At 32.0% G+C, this 16,637-nt stretch carries 17 protein-coding genes; 14 read left to right on the top strand and 3 right to left on the bottom strand.

Annotated features, from left to right (window positions below; all coding sequences use genetic code 11):
• Positions 1-2: 2 nt before the first annotated feature.
• From dnaK to AB3G33_RS11305, 3 genes are all read right to left on the bottom strand, one after another.
• On the bottom strand, positions 3-1,886 hold the full coding sequence (gene dnaK / locus AB3G33_RS11315; RefSeq protein WP_367769484.1) for a molecular chaperone DnaK: 1,884 nt from the start codon (positions 1,884-1,886) through the stop codon (positions 3-5).
• 345 nt (positions 1,887-2,231) lie between these two features.
• Positions 2,232-2,864, bottom strand: a complete 633-nt coding sequence (locus tag AB3G33_RS11310; protein ID WP_367769481.1) for a nucleotidyl transferase AbiEii/AbiGii toxin family protein — start codon at positions 2,862-2,864, stop codon at positions 2,232-2,234.
• A gap of 3 nt (positions 2,865-2,867) precedes the next feature.
• On the bottom strand, positions 2,868-3,335 hold the full coding sequence (locus AB3G33_RS11305; RefSeq protein WP_367769479.1) for a transcriptional regulator: 468 nt from the start codon (positions 3,333-3,335) through the stop codon (positions 2,868-2,870).
• 162 nt (positions 3,336-3,497) lie between these two features.
• Between AB3G33_RS11305 and AB3G33_RS11300 the strand changes: the two genes are divergently transcribed.
• From AB3G33_RS11300 to AB3G33_RS11235, 14 genes are all read left to right on the top strand, one after another.
• Positions 3,498-4,187 carry a DUF2461 domain-containing protein gene (locus AB3G33_RS11300; protein ID WP_367769476.1) on the top strand — a complete coding sequence of 230 codons (690 nt, stop codon included), beginning with the start codon at positions 3,498-3,500 and terminating at the stop codon, positions 4,185-4,187.
• A complete protein-coding gene (locus AB3G33_RS11295; protein ID WP_367769474.1) occupies positions 4,184-5,086 on the top strand; it encodes a GyrI-like domain-containing protein in 903 nt (300 codons plus the stop codon). Before AB3G33_RS11300 ends, AB3G33_RS11295 begins: the two co-directional genes overlap by 4 nt.
• 277 nt (positions 5,087-5,363) lie before the next feature.
• Positions 5,364-6,101 carry a hypothetical protein gene (locus AB3G33_RS11290; protein ID WP_367769472.1) on the top strand — a complete coding sequence of 246 codons (738 nt, stop codon included), beginning with the start codon at positions 5,364-5,366 and terminating at the stop codon, positions 6,099-6,101.
• A 599-nt stretch (positions 6,102-6,700) separates the two neighbouring features.
• Positions 6,701-8,299, top strand: a complete 1,599-nt coding sequence (locus AB3G33_RS11285) for a hypothetical protein (RefSeq protein WP_367769470.1) — start codon at positions 6,701-6,703, stop codon at positions 8,297-8,299.
• A gap of 233 nt (positions 8,300-8,532) precedes the next feature.
• Positions 8,533-9,033, top strand: coding sequence for a hypothetical protein (locus AB3G33_RS11280; protein WP_367769467.1), 501 nt, complete (start codon positions 8,533-8,535; stop codon positions 9,031-9,033).
• 206 nt (positions 9,034-9,239) lie between these two features.
• On the top strand, positions 9,240-9,629 hold the full coding sequence (locus AB3G33_RS11275; RefSeq protein WP_367769464.1) for a DUF1398 domain-containing protein: 390 nt from the start codon (positions 9,240-9,242) through the stop codon (positions 9,627-9,629).
• 62 nt (positions 9,630-9,691) lie between these two features.
• Positions 9,692-11,161, top strand: coding sequence for a serine hydrolase (locus AB3G33_RS11270; RefSeq protein ID WP_367769462.1), 1,470 nt, complete (start codon positions 9,692-9,694; stop codon positions 11,159-11,161).
• A 28-nt stretch (positions 11,162-11,189) separates the two neighbouring features.
• Positions 11,190-11,561, top strand: a complete 372-nt coding sequence (locus tag AB3G33_RS11265) for a glyoxalase (protein WP_367774139.1) — start codon at positions 11,190-11,192, stop codon at positions 11,559-11,561.
• Between the two features lie 87 nt (positions 11,562-11,648).
• Entirely contained in the window at positions 11,649-12,086 is a 438-nt protein-coding gene (locus AB3G33_RS11260; RefSeq protein ID WP_367769459.1) for an acyl-CoA thioesterase, read from the top strand.
• Positions 12,087-12,212: 126 nt separating this feature from the next.
• Positions 12,213-13,223 carry an aldo/keto reductase gene (locus AB3G33_RS11255; protein WP_367769456.1) on the top strand — a complete coding sequence of 337 codons (1,011 nt, stop codon included), beginning with the start codon at positions 12,213-12,215 and terminating at the stop codon, positions 13,221-13,223.
• A 68-nt stretch (positions 13,224-13,291) separates the two neighbouring features.
• Entirely contained in the window at positions 13,292-14,212 is a 921-nt protein-coding gene (locus AB3G33_RS11250; protein ID WP_367752698.1) for a helix-turn-helix domain-containing protein, read from the top strand.
• Positions 14,213-14,293: 81 nt separating this feature from the next.
• A complete protein-coding gene (locus tag AB3G33_RS11245; RefSeq protein WP_367769454.1) occupies positions 14,294-14,851 on the top strand; it encodes a hypothetical protein in 558 nt (185 codons plus the stop codon).
• A gap of 120 nt (positions 14,852-14,971) precedes the next feature.
• Positions 14,972-15,661 carry an aspartate/glutamate racemase family protein gene (locus AB3G33_RS11240; protein WP_367769451.1) on the top strand — a complete coding sequence of 230 codons (690 nt, stop codon included), beginning with the start codon at positions 14,972-14,974 and terminating at the stop codon, positions 15,659-15,661.
• A 64-nt stretch (positions 15,662-15,725) separates the two neighbouring features.
• Positions 15,726-16,520: an NIPSNAP family protein gene (locus tag AB3G33_RS11235; RefSeq protein ID WP_367769448.1), complete on the top strand. Its 795-nt coding sequence runs from the start codon at positions 15,726-15,728 to the stop codon at positions 16,518-16,520.
• Positions 16,521-16,637 lie beyond the last annotated feature (117 nt).

Below are 16,637 nucleotides of genomic sequence, written 5' to 3'. Positions count from 1 at the left end.
AATTATTTTACTTCTTCGTAATCTACATCTTGAACATTGTCTCCTTCAGCTTCAGCTTGTGGCTGTGCATCTGCTTGACCTTGTTCTCCTTGAGCGTACATTGCTTCAGTAGCAGTTTTCCAAGCAGCATTGATGTTATCAAGTGCAGTTTGAATAGCTGGAATGTCTTGAGATTGGTGCGCCATTCTCAATTCAGTCAATGCATATTCTACAGCAACTTTGTTTTCATCAGATAATTTTGCTCCAAGGTCTTTCAATTGAGTTTCAGTTTGGAAGATCATTCCATCTGCTTCATTCAATTTTTCAGCTCTTTCTCTTGCAATTTTGTCAGCATCAGCATTTGCTTCAGCATCTTTTTTCATTCTTTCGATTTCTTCAGCTGTTAATCCAGAAGAAGCTTCGATACGAATATCATGAGATTTTCCAGTTCCTTTATCAGTTGCCGAAACTTTGATGATACCATTAGCATCAATATCAAAAGTTACTTCAATTTGTGGAACACCTCTTGGTGCTGGTGGAATACCATCTAAATGGAAACGACCGATAGTTTTGTTATCAGCAGCCATTGCTCTAGCTCCTTGTAAAACGTGGATTTCAACTGTTGGTTGAGAATCTGCAGCTGTAGAGAAAACTTGAGATTTTTTAGTTGGGATAGTTGTGTTAGACTCAATTAATGTAGTCATAACTCCACCCATAGTTTCGATACCTAAAGATAAAGGTGTAACGTCAAGTAACAATACATCTTTTACATCTCCAGAAAGAACTCCACCTTGAATAGCTGCTCCAATTGCAACAACCTCATCAGGGTTAACTCCTTTAGACGCTTTTTTACCAAAGAATTTCTCCACTTCGTCAGCAATTCTTGGCATACGAGTAGAACCTCCTACAAGAATAACTTCGTCAATATCAGAAACAGATAAACCTGCATCTTTAAGTGCTTTAGCAACTGGTGCCATAGAACGTTTAACTAATGAATCAGTTAATTGCTCAAATTTAGCTCTAGTTAATTTTTTCACTAAGTGTTTTGGTCCTGAAGCTGTAGCAGTTACATAAGGTAAGTTGATTTCAGTTTCAGCAGAAGATGACAATTCAATTTTTGCTTTTTCAGCAGCTTCTTTTAAACGTTGCAATGACATTGGGTCAAGACGTAAGTCAATACCTTCTTCAGTTTTAAATTCGTCAGCTAACCAGTCAATAATTTCGTGGTCAAAATCATCTCCACCTAAGTGAGTATCACCATTTGTAGACAATACTTCAAAAACTCCGTCTCCTAATTCAAGAACAGAGATATCAAAAGTACCTCCACCTAAATCGTAAACTGCAATTTTTTGATCTGTTCCTTTTTTATCTAATCCGTAAGCAAGTGCCGCAGCAGTTGGCTCATTGATGATACGCATTACTTTAAGACCTGCAATTTCACCAGCTTCTTTAGTCGCTTGACGTTGTGCATCATTAAAGTAAGCAGGAACAGTAATAACCGCTTCAGTAACTGTTTGACCTAAATAGTCTTCAGCTGTTTTTTTCATTTTTTGAAGAGTCATTGCTGACAATTCTTGAGCAGAGTATAAACGACCATCAATATCCACACGTGGTGTATTGTTGTCCCCTTTTACTACTTTGTAAGAAACTCTTTTTGCTTCGTTTGTAATCTCAGCAAAAGAATGTCCCATAAAACGTTTAATAGAAGCAATAGTCTTAGTTGGATTAGTTACTGCTTGTCTTTTTGCAGGATCTCCCACTTTAATTTCTCCACCTTCTACAAAAGCGATGATAGATGGCGTTGTTCTTTTTCCTTCTGCGTTAGGAATAACAACTGCCTCGTTACCTTCCATTACAGAAACACAAGAGTTTGTCGTACCTAAATCAATTCCGATTATTTTACCCATTTTTATTTATATTTAATTATAATGTATACTAATTTTATTAACTCAAGGTGCATAAGTCAATCTTTGTGCCAATGCTTATGGTCATAGGAAATTGTCAGTTTTTGTTAAAATTGGCGGAAATAAATCTGACAAGATGACATTTTAGGCGGACTGTCATTGAGAAAACACTATAATCAGGATGACAGTTTCATTACATAATAATAAGAAGCTATTTCCCACTATCCGCTGTATTCCCAATAAAAAAACTACAGCTTGAAAAAAGCCTTGTTTTTCTAAATGAGAGATGTCGCTCCAATCGGGGCTATGGGATCTATGGCTTTAAACCTGTTTAGTGGAATCAATATTTTATTTATTAAGACTTTCAAAGAAATCTAATTTTATTAGTTCCCATGATTTATCTAATAAACATATTGGATCAAAATCGGCATCAGCCAAATCAAAATTTACAAATTGACTTTTCAAAGTGGAGCAATCCTTATAAGGATAACGTTCCTCGTAAAATAAAATCATTTGATCAATAGTTACTTTATTTAGGTAATAATGTAAATCCCAAAAATCTTTTTTTCTACCACCTCTCAAAATAACATCCAGTTTCATAGCTATAATTTCATTTTCAGAAGCCATACGAACTCTATCTATATAAACTATATCAAAAATAAAATTATCCGTATAATATAAATCAACTTTTACAAAGTCTTCTCTTGAATTTCCAACTTCAAAATAAGTTCCAAAAGCAACATTCTCAAGATTTCTAGAGCTACAATATGGGTATTTATTCTCAAGAAAAATTTTTATCGCCTTAAAATCAATCGAGCCATATTCAGCCGCTGTAAACAAATCAATATCAACAGACATTCTATGGCCTATTTGCAAACTCAGAGACGTTCCACCAACCAATCTGAAAGGAGAGAATAATTCTTCTTTCATCAAATCATTTAAAACTTGTTTAAGCAAGCGGGAAACTGTATTCCAATACATAAGTTATCTAGTTAAAAATTCAGGATGCAACAAATTAATTTTAGAAACTTCCTCTTTTCCATAAAAACGAATGATTTCCCCCTGTTCTATTTTATTCCCATAAGCAAAAACACGTTTCACTATTGAAACCTTCATCAATTTCCAGTCAATTTTATCAAAATCAGTATCCCAAAATATACCTTTTCTAAATTTTGAAAGATCCGGTTTATAATTACTGTCTTTCTTTGCTTCTTTGATATCATAAAAAACTTGAAGTGTCATCAAGAAACCTTCTTCTAATTCCAGTTTCTCTTCTATTTTAAGCGACAAATCAACATTCATTCGTCTCGTTCCCTTGATAATGGCACCTAATATTTGAGGGTATTCACCAATAGAAAGAGCAAATTGTCTTTTATTGATATTCCTTTTCTTCAATTCTCGCTCAACCATTTTTCCTGGATGAATCCCTTTTATGATATCTATCGTTTTCATTCTACAAATGTAAACAAAATTGTTTACATCATCCAATGGATGTCTAGATGAAATAAAGTTTGATTATATTTACAAATTATGTTTTTAGACTTGAAAACTTCTTGTGAAGTACAAGTTCTACTTTAACATCCAAATGAAAAACAAACTTGACATCAATTTTAAATGAAAGATTCCTCTATACTCCCAAGCAGCATTTCTTTTTTGAATAACTTAGCAATAAACAACAATAGAGATTGGTTTAACGATAACAAGGAAACCTACATTGAAGCGCAAAGTAATATGATCGCTTTTGTAGATCAGCTCATCGTGCTTATGAATAGCCACGACGCTATTGAAAATACTTCAGCTAAAAAAAGTTTATATCGCATTTATAACGATGTCCGTTTTAGTAAAGACAAAGCACCTTATAAACCTCGATTTGCTTTTAGCTTACAACGAGCTACTAAACTAAAAAGAGGCGGTTATTATATGAATATTCAACCCGGTAATAATTTCTTAGCCTGTGGTTTTTTCTCTCCTAACCCAGAGGACTTAAAAAGAATCCGAAAAGATATTGAGTTGAACCCAGCAGTTTGGTATAAAATTTTAAATGCAAAACCAATCAAAGATAATTTTGTTGCATTGGCCGGAAATAAAGTTCCTACTTTCCCAAAAGGATTCCCTAAAGACCATGAAGCCATAGATTTAATCAGACACAAACAATTTATACTGCGACATAATTTTACAGATGAAGAAATACTTGACTCCGCATTTGCTAACAAAGTAAACGACATCTTCAAAACCGTACGCCCGTTTTTTGATCATCTGAGTTTAGTTCTTAGGACTGATTTAAATGGAGAAATTAAAATATGAAAGACGATTATGTAAAAAGAATCAATAACATATTCTTGTTTATCGACGAAAATTTAGACCGAGAATTAAATTTGGAAACTTTAGCAAAAGTTGGGTTTTATTCTCCATTTCATCTGCACCGAATTTTCAAAGCAATAACCAATGAAACTTTAAACGAATATATTACTCGTAAAAGAATTGAAAAAACGGCCTCAATTCTTTTACATAAACCAGAAACTACAGTTACTACGCTTTCTTTACAGTATGGGTTCAATAGCAATTCTTCATTTACCAGAACTTTTAAAAAATTTTACGGATTAAGTCCTACCGCATTCAGAAAGTCAAATCCTAATAAATATAGCAAGATTAGTACAATTGAAAGCAAGAATGGACAAGAAAAGGAAACATTTGAACAATATATTTGCAACATTAATAATCATCAAAATTGGATTAAAATGAAAGCAAAAACTGAAATTAAAGAAATGCCTCAACTGCATCTAGCCTTTATTACACAAATTGGCCACATTGGAATGGAAAAGACCTACGACAAATTAATTAAATGGGCAATACCAAAAGGACTATTACAAAATGAAAATTTAAAAATAGTTACAATTTATCACGATAGCTTTAAAATAACAGAGCCTGAGAAAGTAAGAATGAGTGCTTGCATTTCATTGAACCAAAAAGTTGAAGTTAGTGGCGAAATTGGGCTAACAACAATTGAAAAAGGAAAATGTATCGTTGGACATTTTGAAATTGCATTACACGAATTCGAAAAATCATGGAGTAGTTTATTTATTTGGATGAATGAAAATGGATATAAAAAAGCAGACCGAAATCCTTATGAAATCTATTATAATAATTTTAATGAACACCCTGAAAAATTAAGCATTGTTGATTTGTGTATTCCAATAGAATAAAAAAAACATCCTAAACGGTAGCTTATATTGTTTTTTTTTTTTCTAATGATAGTAAAATCAAATGACCCCTATTCTTTTTCAACTCCGTTTTATATTTATAACTTAATTTCATTTCCTTTTTTAGTTTTTTTTATTACATTTAAATTTTAGAGAAATATATGCTAAGGAGTTTTTGAAAACTATAAGAATTCTAAACTTAGAAAAGTTACTTTAATAGAAAACTAGGTTTAACTGTAACTCCTAAAAATCAAGTTTAGAGTACATCAAATTAGTCAAAATGAAGAATGATACCACTACCAATCCAAATAAATCAATAGTTGAAGATGCAATTCCAGATCCCAGAATAAAAATTGCTGGTTTTTTACCCGATCCTCAATCCCGTTTAGATTCCACAGTGATGAAGTACAAACCCATTTGTGACTCCAGCATCCCGTTTAGAGACTTAACAAACCCCACAACAAAACGTGAGAGCATTGCTCGCCTGATCGACAAACTAGATGTTACTAAAAACATTCGCTATAAAAGGACAGTAGAAGACACCTATTGCAATGTTTATTCTTATGATTATTGTTATTTTTCTAATGTTTATATCCCTACTGTTTGGTGGACAGATGAAGCAATCCAAAAAATATTGGATGGACAAGAAGTAGAAGCTATTTATAATGAAACTGTAAAAACAATTTATTCTAGTGCGATCCATGATTGGTTTTTGAAATGGGGAAGCAGTTTTGGCTGGAAAAGAATATTTAGCGTCGAAGAAATGCAAAATAAAGTAAATACCAATGGAGGTGTTGCCATTATTTGTGCCAAAAGAAAACAAAAAGGACTCTCAGGACACATCGTTCCCGTTGTACCCGAAACAGACACAAATAAAGCATACCGAGAAAATGGCGTAGTTCTATATCCATTGCAATCACAAGCTGGAAAACTGAACTACAATTACTTCTCTGAAGTTAAAAAAGATTGGTGGAATGATCCGTTATATTCTTCCTTTGTATTTTACTATCATGACTAAATTTAAGTTCTACATAATACCATTAAAGGAACACTTATAGGCATCTTAAAATAGACCAATACTTTCAATTAAAAAAAAGAGTTTTCAACTATACTAATTGGCATAATTAAAATTTTATTTAATTTAATATTAAAATATTCACAATCAACACATTAAAGCCTTTCTTTTTTAAATAAATTACTCTTCCTTTTTTAAAATTAAACTTCCTTCTTTTTTCATAATTTTCATTCCAATATCTAGTTGGAAATGACATAATAATAAAGTACTTTTGCAACTTGGAAAATCACAAAAATGGCAAAATTAAAATTTAGCTATTTATCTACATAAATCATTGATATAAAATAAATTAAAAGCAGTTCAAATTTTACAATAACATTATAAAATTTGGATTCTTATCAATCATTCAGTCGATACAAACACAAACTTTCTGAGACTGAAATTAAATTCCTGTAATTTAAAAGTAAAAAGCGATTAAATGGTTGTAAATACTTATTTCTAATGCAGCAAAACGGCATTAAAATGATTGACAACTAATACGATTTTGTACACCTATAAAAAAATTATATAATCATTAACCATAAAAAAAAGAACTCGTATAAATGAAAGAAAATCAGACAACAAAATATTATTGGGGAATTGGATTAGAAAACGAAACCTACATGCAATTTGAAGACCCCTTAATAGTATCTGGTGATTTTATACAAGAAAAAATTGGTTTTGAGAAATACAGTATTGATTATAGAAAATGTTATAAACCAGAAAGCATAGCGCCTTTATTAGTAACTGCTTTTAGCTCAGACAAAAATTATAAAGTGAGCCGAATGATGAATAGTCATTCCTTAGAAAAGCTTGACATCAACTTCCAACACAAAACAATACCAGCAATAAATGCAGTAACGAATAGTGATCAAGCTGCTGATGGAAAACCGCAATCCATAGACAATCCCGAATATATTGGGCAGTCTATTATGGAACGTTTTCTAGAGAAGCAACCGTACAATATTCAAAGTATGATTACTCAAAGAGAAAAAACGATGGGATCTGTACATTTTGATGGTGATTCTATCGAATTTGTAACTAAATATTTTGAAAATAGAACTATCGTTGATTCTTGCAATGAATTGAAAGCAACCAAAAAGTTATTCCTTGACAAAATCAACGAATCATCGGTACTAAAAGAAAAGTTGAGTTTTCCAGATTATAATACTGGTCTTAATATGTTTATGACCAATCAAGAAAATCTTGTTTTGTTTAATAATGGAACCTACCATTTCCATATCACATTACCTACTCTAACAGAAAACAGTAGAATTGTTGATTACCCTGCTTTTGATAAAACACATGCTAACGCAATTTACTTACTGCAATGGTTTGAGCCTTTTTTTATTGCCACACTAGGAAGCCCAGATATTATGGGAGTGATTAGTAATACTCATGATTTAGACAAAAACTACACTTTAGGTTCTATGCGAAATGCCATGTCTCGTTATATTGGAGTTGGTACTTATAATAAATCAATGCCAAAAGGAAAAATCTTAACCTACAAAGTTGATGATTTTAGAGCCCTTTTACAATTTAAAAAAGAAGACAACATTTGGTGGAGAGATCAAATCGAAAAGGAAATGGAATATGAATTACTTCCTGAAGTAGGTCTTGATTTTAATCAGGAAAAAATGTACCAAAGTGGTTTTGAATTTAGAAGCCTTGACGAATTCCCAGCAACCTACTTAAATGATGTTCTTTTTTCTATTATCTTAATCTGTGAACATGCTTTAAACCTTCCCGATGTTAAATGGGGACACGATAGTGAAGCTTGGAATAATTTGGTTTTTAAAACCTTAAAATATGGTTATTTAACAGAAATTAACCCCGAAGAAAAGGAAGAAGTATTGGATTTATTACAGCTAATCAATCCTTCAGATGCAAATTGTAATACGCTTAAGGCAGAATTTGATACCATCGTACTGCTTGATGAATTTTTCTTTAAAATTGTAGCAGTGCTACACACGAAGTACAAAGACAACAATGTATGTGTCGACGCGATGTGCGGACAAAAAACAGATTTCCCTCCAAAATGGGACAACTTTAATAAATACCAAACGGAACAACATCAATTACAAATTAGAGGTGTAGCGTCTCCTAAGATTAGCTACATTCGGAAAAAAAATCATAAAAATAAATTACTTACTCAAGTTTAATGACCCGTTAGGCATTAAAAAAAATATTTTCTATAAATTAAAATGCTGAATATAAATAAGTCGCAACTTATTTATATTCAGCATTTTATTATACTAAAATTCGTAATACAACTCAGCTGCTTCAGCCCAATATAATGTTAAAAAAATACTGTGGCACAGTTGTTGGATTTACAGAAAATGTATATACGAAACGAATAAAAAAAAATTAAATATAATTCTAAAATATAGAAAATATGAAAACCTTAAAATTAATTGCCGTTGGAATAATTCTACTTGTATCAAGCACATCAAATGCACAAATTTCAATTAGTCTAAACATAGGGACTGCCCCTGTATATCAAAATTCAGCAAATGTAGCTGTAGGATATTATTATTTGCCAGACATTCAATCCTATTACGATGTTCGCGCTAATCAATATATTTATTTGGAAAGAGGGAACTGGGAACGTTCAAGATACTTACCTAATCAATATAGAAACTATGATACCAGAAATGGTTATAAAGTAGCATTGAATGACTATCATGGAAACCAACCGTACAACAACTTCAATAATGACAGAACTAGATATTATGAAGGATACAGAGGAGAGAATCATAGATTTGTAGAGAATCGTAAAGACAATCGTAAAGAGTATAATAAAAACAAGTCTAAAGATTGGAAAGACAATAGATATGCTTCAAATGATCGCAACCAAAACGGGCGTGATAAATACGAAAACAATAACAGACGTTAATTCATTACATTTATTTAAATGCAAAAGAGAGTTTCAATATGAAACTCTCTTTTTTTTTGCCTTACATTTTCTGTTTGCGTACTAAAAATAGTTGACTAACTTTATCCATGGAAATAAATCAATTGTAAAGCGAGGAGAAAAAAATAAAAAAGGATCTCATCAATAAGAAAAACTTAAATAATAATAATAATAATAATAATAAATATATGTTTACTCTAGAACAAATCAAACAAGCGTACGATAAAGTCCAAACAGAATCTGATTTTGCAATTTACATTCAAGAATTAATTCATTTAGGGATTAAAGGATATGATACTATCGTAAGCGATAGCAGAGTTGTTTATTACAGCGATACCGATTACGAAGTAAGTACCGATAAAAAATACGAACCATTATACATCACACCCACTGGTAATAAAGAGCGTTTTATTGAATGTCTTGTGAAGCATGAAAGTGGTCAAACAGATTATTTTACCTTTTGCCAACAGGCTGCTCAATGCGGAATTGCTAAGTGGCGTATTGATATTATTGAAATGACATGTACCTATTTAACAACTGCAGGGGATGCACTTATCATCGAAAAAATTCCTACTTAATACAATCTAAATCATCAAATTAAATTATCAATCAAAGAATTAATCATTTAAACTATCCATTCATGAATCAACATTCCAAGTACTTTGTATGCAAGACACTCCTTATTGTTCTCTTCGTTCAACTGGCAACCGTAACAGTTTCCAATGGACAAACTAAAGCCGAAAAAATCGATCAATTAATGAGTTTATATTCGGGTTACGGGCAGTTTAATGGTTCCGTGCTAGTGGCCGATGGAGGCAAAGTGATTTATAAAAAAGGATTTGGAATGGCAAATATGGAATGGAATATTCCCAATCAAACGGACACAAAGCATAGATTAGGTTCCGTTACTAAACAATTTACTTCCATGCTAATTCTGCAATTAGTGGAACAAGGAAAGATAAAGTTGGACTCTCCTATTACTACGTACCTACCTGATTATCCTAAAAAATCAGGAGATCAAATCACTATTCATCAATTACTCACCCACACCTCTGGAATTCCAAATTATACGTCGTTCCCAAATTTCGTAAAAGAAGTAAGCATCAACCTGTACAGTCCAGAAGCATTTGTAAAAACATTCGCTAATTTGCCATTGGAATTTACTCCAGGTGAAAAATTTGCATACAGTAATTCGGGTTATTTTTTATTAGGTTATATCATTGAAAAAGTTTCTGGAAAAAGCTATGAACAGTGTTTACAAGATAATATTCTCACACCACTTAAAATGAATAATACAGGATATGATCACCTAGAAACTATTCTAAAAAACAGAGCATCTGGTTATGAGAAAAAAGGGAAAGACTATAGTAATGCCAATTATCTAGATATGTCTATCCCTTACGCTGCGGGTTCCTTATATTCAACAGTTGAGGATCTCTATTTATGGGATCAAGCATTATATACAGAACAGTTACTTTCAACAAAAAACCGAGAGCTATTATTTAATTCTTATATCCCCGCAGGACCAGGGTTTTATGGTTATGGTTGGTTTATCAATAAGGTGCCTAATGGCGAAAGTAAAGACAGCTTAACGGTGGTGGAGCATAGCGGTGGAATAAATGGCTTTAACACTATAGTTTCTCGAATTCCATCTGATAAAAATTTAGTTGTTTTACTAAACAATACGGGCGGTGCAAAGTTAAACGAAATAAGTACAGCCATTAGAAACATACTTTACAATACGCCATATAGTTTACCTAAAAAATCATTGGCGAGCGAGCTCGTAGCTATTATTTTAGAAAGGGGAATTGTATCTGGACTTACTTTTTTTAACGAAAATAAAAAATCAGATACCTATGCCCTAAATGAAAGTGAAATGAATAATGAAGGATACCAATTTTTACAAACGGGAAAAGTAAAAGAAGCCATCGCTATTTTTAAACTCAATGTTGAATCATTTCCAAAATCAGGAAATACATATGATAGTTTAGGAGAAGCCTATTTAAAAGACGGTGATAAAAAAGGTGCCATTTTAAATTATAAAAAATCAGTAGAATTGGATCCTAATAATCAAAATGGAAAAAAAGTGCTGGAAGAAATCACAAAATAAGAAAGTGCAAAGTAATAATACCATCAATATGGAACATAAAGGCAAATCTATTCGTCCATTCATAGGAGCAAAAAACTATGCCATATCGCGTCAATTCTATCAAGACCTCGGATTTCAAGAGATTATTTTAGCTACTAATATGTCCTATTTCAAATTGGATAATTTAGGGTTCTATTTACAGGATGCTTATGTCAAAGATTGGGTTGACAACACCATGATTTTTATGGAGGTAGAAGATGTTCCGCAATTTTACAATAACCTATTAGCACTTGATCTTACTGCTAAATACATTGGTGTAAAATTAATCCCAATACGTGAGCAACTATGGGGAAGTGAATGTTACCTACATGATCCATCGGGTATTCTATGGCATTTTGGCGCATTTAAAGCTGAAAAATAATTTTGGAAAAAAAATAATTTAATTGTGTTGGAGTATCCTTTTTAAATAATAATAATAATAATAATAATAATAATAGTAAAATAATTTATGACATCTTTTAGAAAACAATTATCCTTTCGTTGGTCTGATTTAGATCCTAATTTTCATGTTCGTCATAGTGCATATTATGATTTTGGAGCACAACATCGTATTGAGATTTTGGAAAACCTTGGCTTGACCATGAAAGTATTACAAACCAATCATTTTGGACCAATTCTCTTTAGAGAAGAATGCGTTTTTAGAAAAGAAATCAAACTTTCTGATATCATCTTTATGCAAACTAAAGTATCCAAAATGAAAGCAGATGCTTCTCGCTGGTCCATTGTTCATGAATTCATGAATGAAGAAAGCCAAATATGTGCTACAATTACAGTTGATGGAGCATGGATGGATACTAAACTTAGAAAAATTGCCAACCCAACTCCAGAAATGGCTGTGAAAGCGTTAAGTAGTTTTCCTAAAAGTGATGATTTTGTAAGCCTTTAAAAGAGATTTGAAACAAATAATTATCCTTGATTCTCATTTTGGATACAATTATTAGAGATTGGGATAATTATAAATTTAGTATTCGACTGACATTTGTATTGTTAATTAAACAATTAAATAAAAAGTATGAATACCAATAAAAAAATCGAACTGGGAAGTCAAGGACTTTATGTTCCAAAAGTAGGATTAGGTTGTATGGGAATGACCCAAATTGCAGGAATGGATATTTATGGAAAAGCGGATGAAGCTGAATCTATAGCTACCATTCACCGCTCACTAGAACTAGGATATAACTTTTTAGATACTGCTGATTTATATGGCCCATTATTAAATGAAAGGCTTGTCGCCAAAGCGATCAAAGGAAATAGAAACCAATATACTATTGCTACTAAATTTGGCTATGAAATCGATGACAATGAGCAACTGACTTGGCAATTCAATGGTAAAAAGGATTATGTAAAAAAAGCAGTAGAACGTTCCCTTAAAAACTTAGGAACTGATTATATTGATTTGTATTACTTGCACCGTTTAGATCCGAATACGCCAATTGAAGAAACGGTTCAGGCAATGGCTGAGTTAGTAAAAGAAGGGAAAATTGGTCATATTGGTCTTTCAGAAGTTTCATCAGAAACCATCAAAAAAGCACACAATGTTTATCCTTTAACCGCAGTACAAACTGAATATTCTTTGTTTGAGCGTGGCATTGAAGAAGCTGGGATTCTAAAAACAATTCGAGACCTTGGAATTGGGTTTGTAGCTTACTCTCCGTTAGGTAGAGGTTTTTTATCTGGGGATATTAAAAGCATTGATGATTTTCCTGAAAATGATTTTAGAAAAAGTTTACCTCGTTTTCAAGGCGAACAATTTTACAAAAACATTACGTTGGTAAATGAAATAAAAACATTGGCCAATGAAAAAGAAATTACACCTTCGCAATTGGCTATTGCTTGGATTGTTTCAAAAGGGATAATACCCATACCAGGAACAAAACGAGTGAAATATATTGAAGAAAATAATGCCGCAGCAGAAATTAAATTAAGCACTGAAGAAATAAACCGTTTAGAAACTACCATCCCTTTAGGAACCATAACCGGCGCTCGTTATGACGCTGCAAACATGCAAGCCATCGATCAATAAAACAAATTATACAGTAGGAAAAACTATCTTGACCATTGGTTTTTCCTATTGTATTTATAATTCGTACCATGAAAAAAGAAACTAATGCTCCGCATGTGATCAATTCCATTTCTGAGTTGCATCGTTTATTAGAATTACCTAAACCAAAGCACCCTTTAGTATCCGTTATTAATTTGAATGAAATTAAATGTGATTTTGATGATAAAATAAATAATTTTATTTACAATTTTTATTCGGTTTGTACCAAAAATGATTTTAAAGGTAAATTGAAATACGGACAAAATTATTACGATTTTGACGAAGGTATAATGACTTTTTTTTCTCCAGGTCAGGTAATATCTACCGCTGTTAAAGAAGATATTGTTTTATCCGGCAGATGGTTAGTTATACATCCCGATTTTATTCAAAATTATTCTTTGGCAAAAAACATTAAAGACTTTGGTTTTTTCTCTTATGCCACACATGAAGCGTTACACCTTTCGGATGAAGAAGAAATAATGATTACTGATATTATGCAAAGTATTTATATTGAATATTGTTCTGTAATTGATGGTTTTAGTCAGGATGTGATAATCTCACAAATTGAATTATTGCTTAATTATTCCAACAGATTTTATAACCGTCAGTTTATCACCCGTAAAAATGCTAGTAATGACCTATTGACTGCACTGGAAAAACTACTTACCGATTATTTTAACACTAATAAAGTAGCCGAATTAGGCCTTCCAACTGTTCAATACATCTCAGAGCAATTGCATGTTTCACCCAATTATTTAAGTGATATGCTTCGTTCTCTTACAGGACAAAGTACGCAACAACACATCCAAGATAAGTTAATTGAAAAAGCCAAAGAAATCTTGACTACAACCTCTTTATCCGTTAGTGAAATTGCATACCTATTGGGTTATGAATATCCACAGTCTTTTAGTAAATTATTCAAAAACAGAACCAATGTTTCCCCTTTGGAGTATCGAAGTTCATTCAATTAAATACATTTCTAATAGTAGATCCTATTTCTAATAACAAATCATATCTTTATCGTTTATTACATAGTTATTAAAAATAGAAACATGAAAATATTCTCAATAAAAAAACGAATTTTAAGCCTTATTATCCTAGTAAGTTTGGGGTCATGCTCAACAGTAAAAACAGCGACTGTTAGTGGTAAAATCACAGATATTCAATCTGGAAAAGACGGATACACAGCGACAATTAAAAACGAAAGAAACAAAATGTATCTGGGAACAATTAGCATTCCCAATTTGAGTAATCCACATTTATTCAAACAAGCATCCGTTGGGGATACTATAGTTGTAAAAGGGGAAGTTTGGAAAATGGGAACAGAAAAACACATTAAAGTTGAAGAAATACTTGAACTAAAAAAGAAAGATAGCGCCGAAGCAAAAATCACTGGTATAATTCAAAGTATCGAAAGAGGAAAAGATGGCTATACAGCCAAAATAAAAACAACAAATGGACTGCTTTATTTTGCTACAATCAGTATTCCAAATCTAGGAAGTCCCGAAAAATATCGCTTATTTAAAATTGGAGAAACGGTTAATTTATTTGGGGAATTATGGAAAATGGGGGAAGAAAACCACCTAACTGTTAGAAAAATTTTAGAATAAAACCATAAAAAATTACCCAAAAACTATAACCCAAAAAGTTATAGTTTTTTTTATACTTTTATAAAAAAACAACTCAAGTCCTGATTTATGAAAAGGGATAATAAAATATAACTAAAAGAGATGAAAACATTAGGTCTTATCGGTGGAATTAGCTGGGTTTCAACTGCTGATTATTATAAACTTATAAATGAAGGCATTAACAAAGAACTGGGTGGTATCAATTTTGCCAAATGCATCATCCATTCCTTTAACTATGCCGATATTGTAAGAAACAACAATAATAACGATTGGGAATCAACTTTTATCATGCTATCCGAAGCATGTGAAAACTTACAACAAAGCGGTGCGGAAGCGATTCTTTTATGTGCAAATACAATGCACCTCCTTGCGGACCGAATTGAGCAAAAAATAAACATTCCCGTTATCCATATTGCTACTGAAACGGCAAAAAAAATAAAAAAACACCATTTATCCAAAGTGGGACTTCTAGGTACTAAGTTCACCATGGAACTTAATTTTTTTAGTTCAAAACTCAACGACCAAAATATTGAAGCTATTATCCCAGATGCGGAAGATCGAGATTTTATTCAGGATATCATTTACAATGAATTGGGAAAAGGTATCATTAACCCCAATTCTAAAAAGCGCTACATTGCTATTATCAATAAATTAATAGAAAATGGTGCTGAAGGAATTATTCTAGGGTGTACTGAAATTCCATTGTTAATTCAACAAGAAGATGTCACTGTTCCTGTTTTTGACACCGCAATAATACATTCGGCTGCTGCTGTAAAATTTGCTTTAAGCTGAAAAGAATCCTCATACTATTCTATTACTAAAAAATAATACCGTTTAAAAATTAATCAAATTTATTATGAAAACAACCAAAATACTATTTCTTGTGGTTCTTGCTTTTGCAATAACAAGTTTTAAATCAATTAACAAAACAAACCAATCACGAGAATTCTACCAGCTCAAAACGTATATCTTACATTCAGATGAGCAAGTTCAAGCTACCGATAAATTCTTGAAAGAAGCCTATTTGCCTGGTTTAAAAAGACTGGGAATTAAGAATATTGGCGTTTTTAAACCGAAAGCAAATGCTACTGATACAGATACCCTAAAAAAAATAATTGTCGTAATTCCTTTTAAATCAATGGATCAATTTCTAAATCTTGATGAGAAATTATCCAAAGACAAAATCTATTTATCGGCGGGAGCAGCCTATTTAAATGCCAATTATAAGCAGACCCCTTACCTACGCATTGAATCAGTTTTATTAAAAGCTTTTACAGATCACCCTTTTTTAATTACTCCAGCACTTGACAGTCCTAGAGACAAACGAGTGTATGAATTAAGAAGTTACGAATCTCCTACTGAAGCTATTCATGCCAATAAAGTGGACATGTTTAATGCTGGTGGTGAAGTTAAACTTTTTAACCGCCTTCAATTTAATGCTGTTTTTTATGGCCAAGTACTTTCAGGAGCCAAGATGCCCAACTTGATGTACATGACCACTTTTGCAGATCAAGAAAGTCGTGATGCCCACTGGAAAGCTTTTTCAGCATCACCAGAATGGAAAGAATTGATAGCTATGGAAAAGTACAAAAATAATATATCCCATATGGATATTACCTTTTTATATCCAACAGAGTATTCTGATTATTAAGGATAAGCCTATTGATAAATCAATAGTAAGAAACCACAACTATAAACGTTGTGGTTCTTTTTTTGATCATTACCAAAAACATGAAAATCCACTTATTATTAGCGTATTAAAGTGTTA

Origin of the sequence: Flavobacterium sp. WC2421, assembly GCF_040822115.1 — a bacterium.
Taxonomy (GTDB): Bacteria; Bacteroidota; Bacteroidia; order Flavobacteriales; family Flavobacteriaceae; genus Flavobacterium.
This window is presented reverse-complemented; position numbering and strand designations above follow the sequence as displayed.

Coding starts and splice junctions, on each gene's coding strand:
- AB3G33_RS11280 (WP_367769467.1), top strand. CDS start 8,533: ATGAAAACCTTAAAATTAATTGCCGTTGGAATAATTCTACTTGTATCA.
- AB3G33_RS11245 (WP_367769454.1), top strand. CDS start 14,294: ATGAAAATATTCTCAATAAAAAAACGAATTTTAAGCCTTATTATCCTA.
- AB3G33_RS11250 (WP_367752698.1), top strand. CDS start 13,292: ATGAAAAAAGAAACTAATGCTCCGCATGTGATCAATTCCATTTCTGAG.
- AB3G33_RS11290 (WP_367769472.1), top strand. CDS start 5,364: ATGAAGAATGATACCACTACCAATCCAAATAAATCAATAGTTGAAGAT.
- dnaK (WP_367769484.1), bottom strand. CDS start 1,886: ATGGGTAAAATAATCGGAATTGATTTAGGTACGACAAACTCTTGTGTT.
- AB3G33_RS11275 (WP_367769464.1), top strand. CDS start 9,240: ATGTTTACTCTAGAACAAATCAAACAAGCGTACGATAAAGTCCAAACA.
- AB3G33_RS11235 (WP_367769448.1), top strand. CDS start 15,726: ATGAAAACAACCAAAATACTATTTCTTGTGGTTCTTGCTTTTGCAATA.
- AB3G33_RS11255 (WP_367769456.1), top strand. CDS start 12,213: ATGAATACCAATAAAAAAATCGAACTGGGAAGTCAAGGACTTTATGTT.
- AB3G33_RS11240 (WP_367769451.1), top strand. CDS start 14,972: ATGAAAACATTAGGTCTTATCGGTGGAATTAGCTGGGTTTCAACTGCT.
- AB3G33_RS11260 (WP_367769459.1), top strand. CDS start 11,649: ATGACATCTTTTAGAAAACAATTATCCTTTCGTTGGTCTGATTTAGAT.
- AB3G33_RS11285 (WP_367769470.1), top strand. CDS start 6,701: ATGAAAGAAAATCAGACAACAAAATATTATTGGGGAATTGGATTAGAA.
- AB3G33_RS11295 (WP_367769474.1), top strand. CDS start 4,184: ATGAAAGACGATTATGTAAAAAGAATCAATAACATATTCTTGTTTATC.
- AB3G33_RS11310 (WP_367769481.1), bottom strand. CDS start 2,864: ATGTATTGGAATACAGTTTCCCGCTTGCTTAAACAAGTTTTAAATGAT.
- AB3G33_RS11270 (WP_367769462.1), top strand. CDS start 9,692: ATGAATCAACATTCCAAGTACTTTGTATGCAAGACACTCCTTATTGTT.
- AB3G33_RS11305 (WP_367769479.1), bottom strand. CDS start 3,335: ATGAAAACGATAGATATCATAAAAGGGATTCATCCAGGAAAAATGGTT.
- AB3G33_RS11265 (WP_367774139.1), top strand. CDS start 11,190: ATGGAACATAAAGGCAAATCTATTCGTCCATTCATAGGAGCAAAAAAC.
- AB3G33_RS11300 (WP_367769476.1), top strand. CDS start 3,498: ATGAAAGATTCCTCTATACTCCCAAGCAGCATTTCTTTTTTGAATAAC.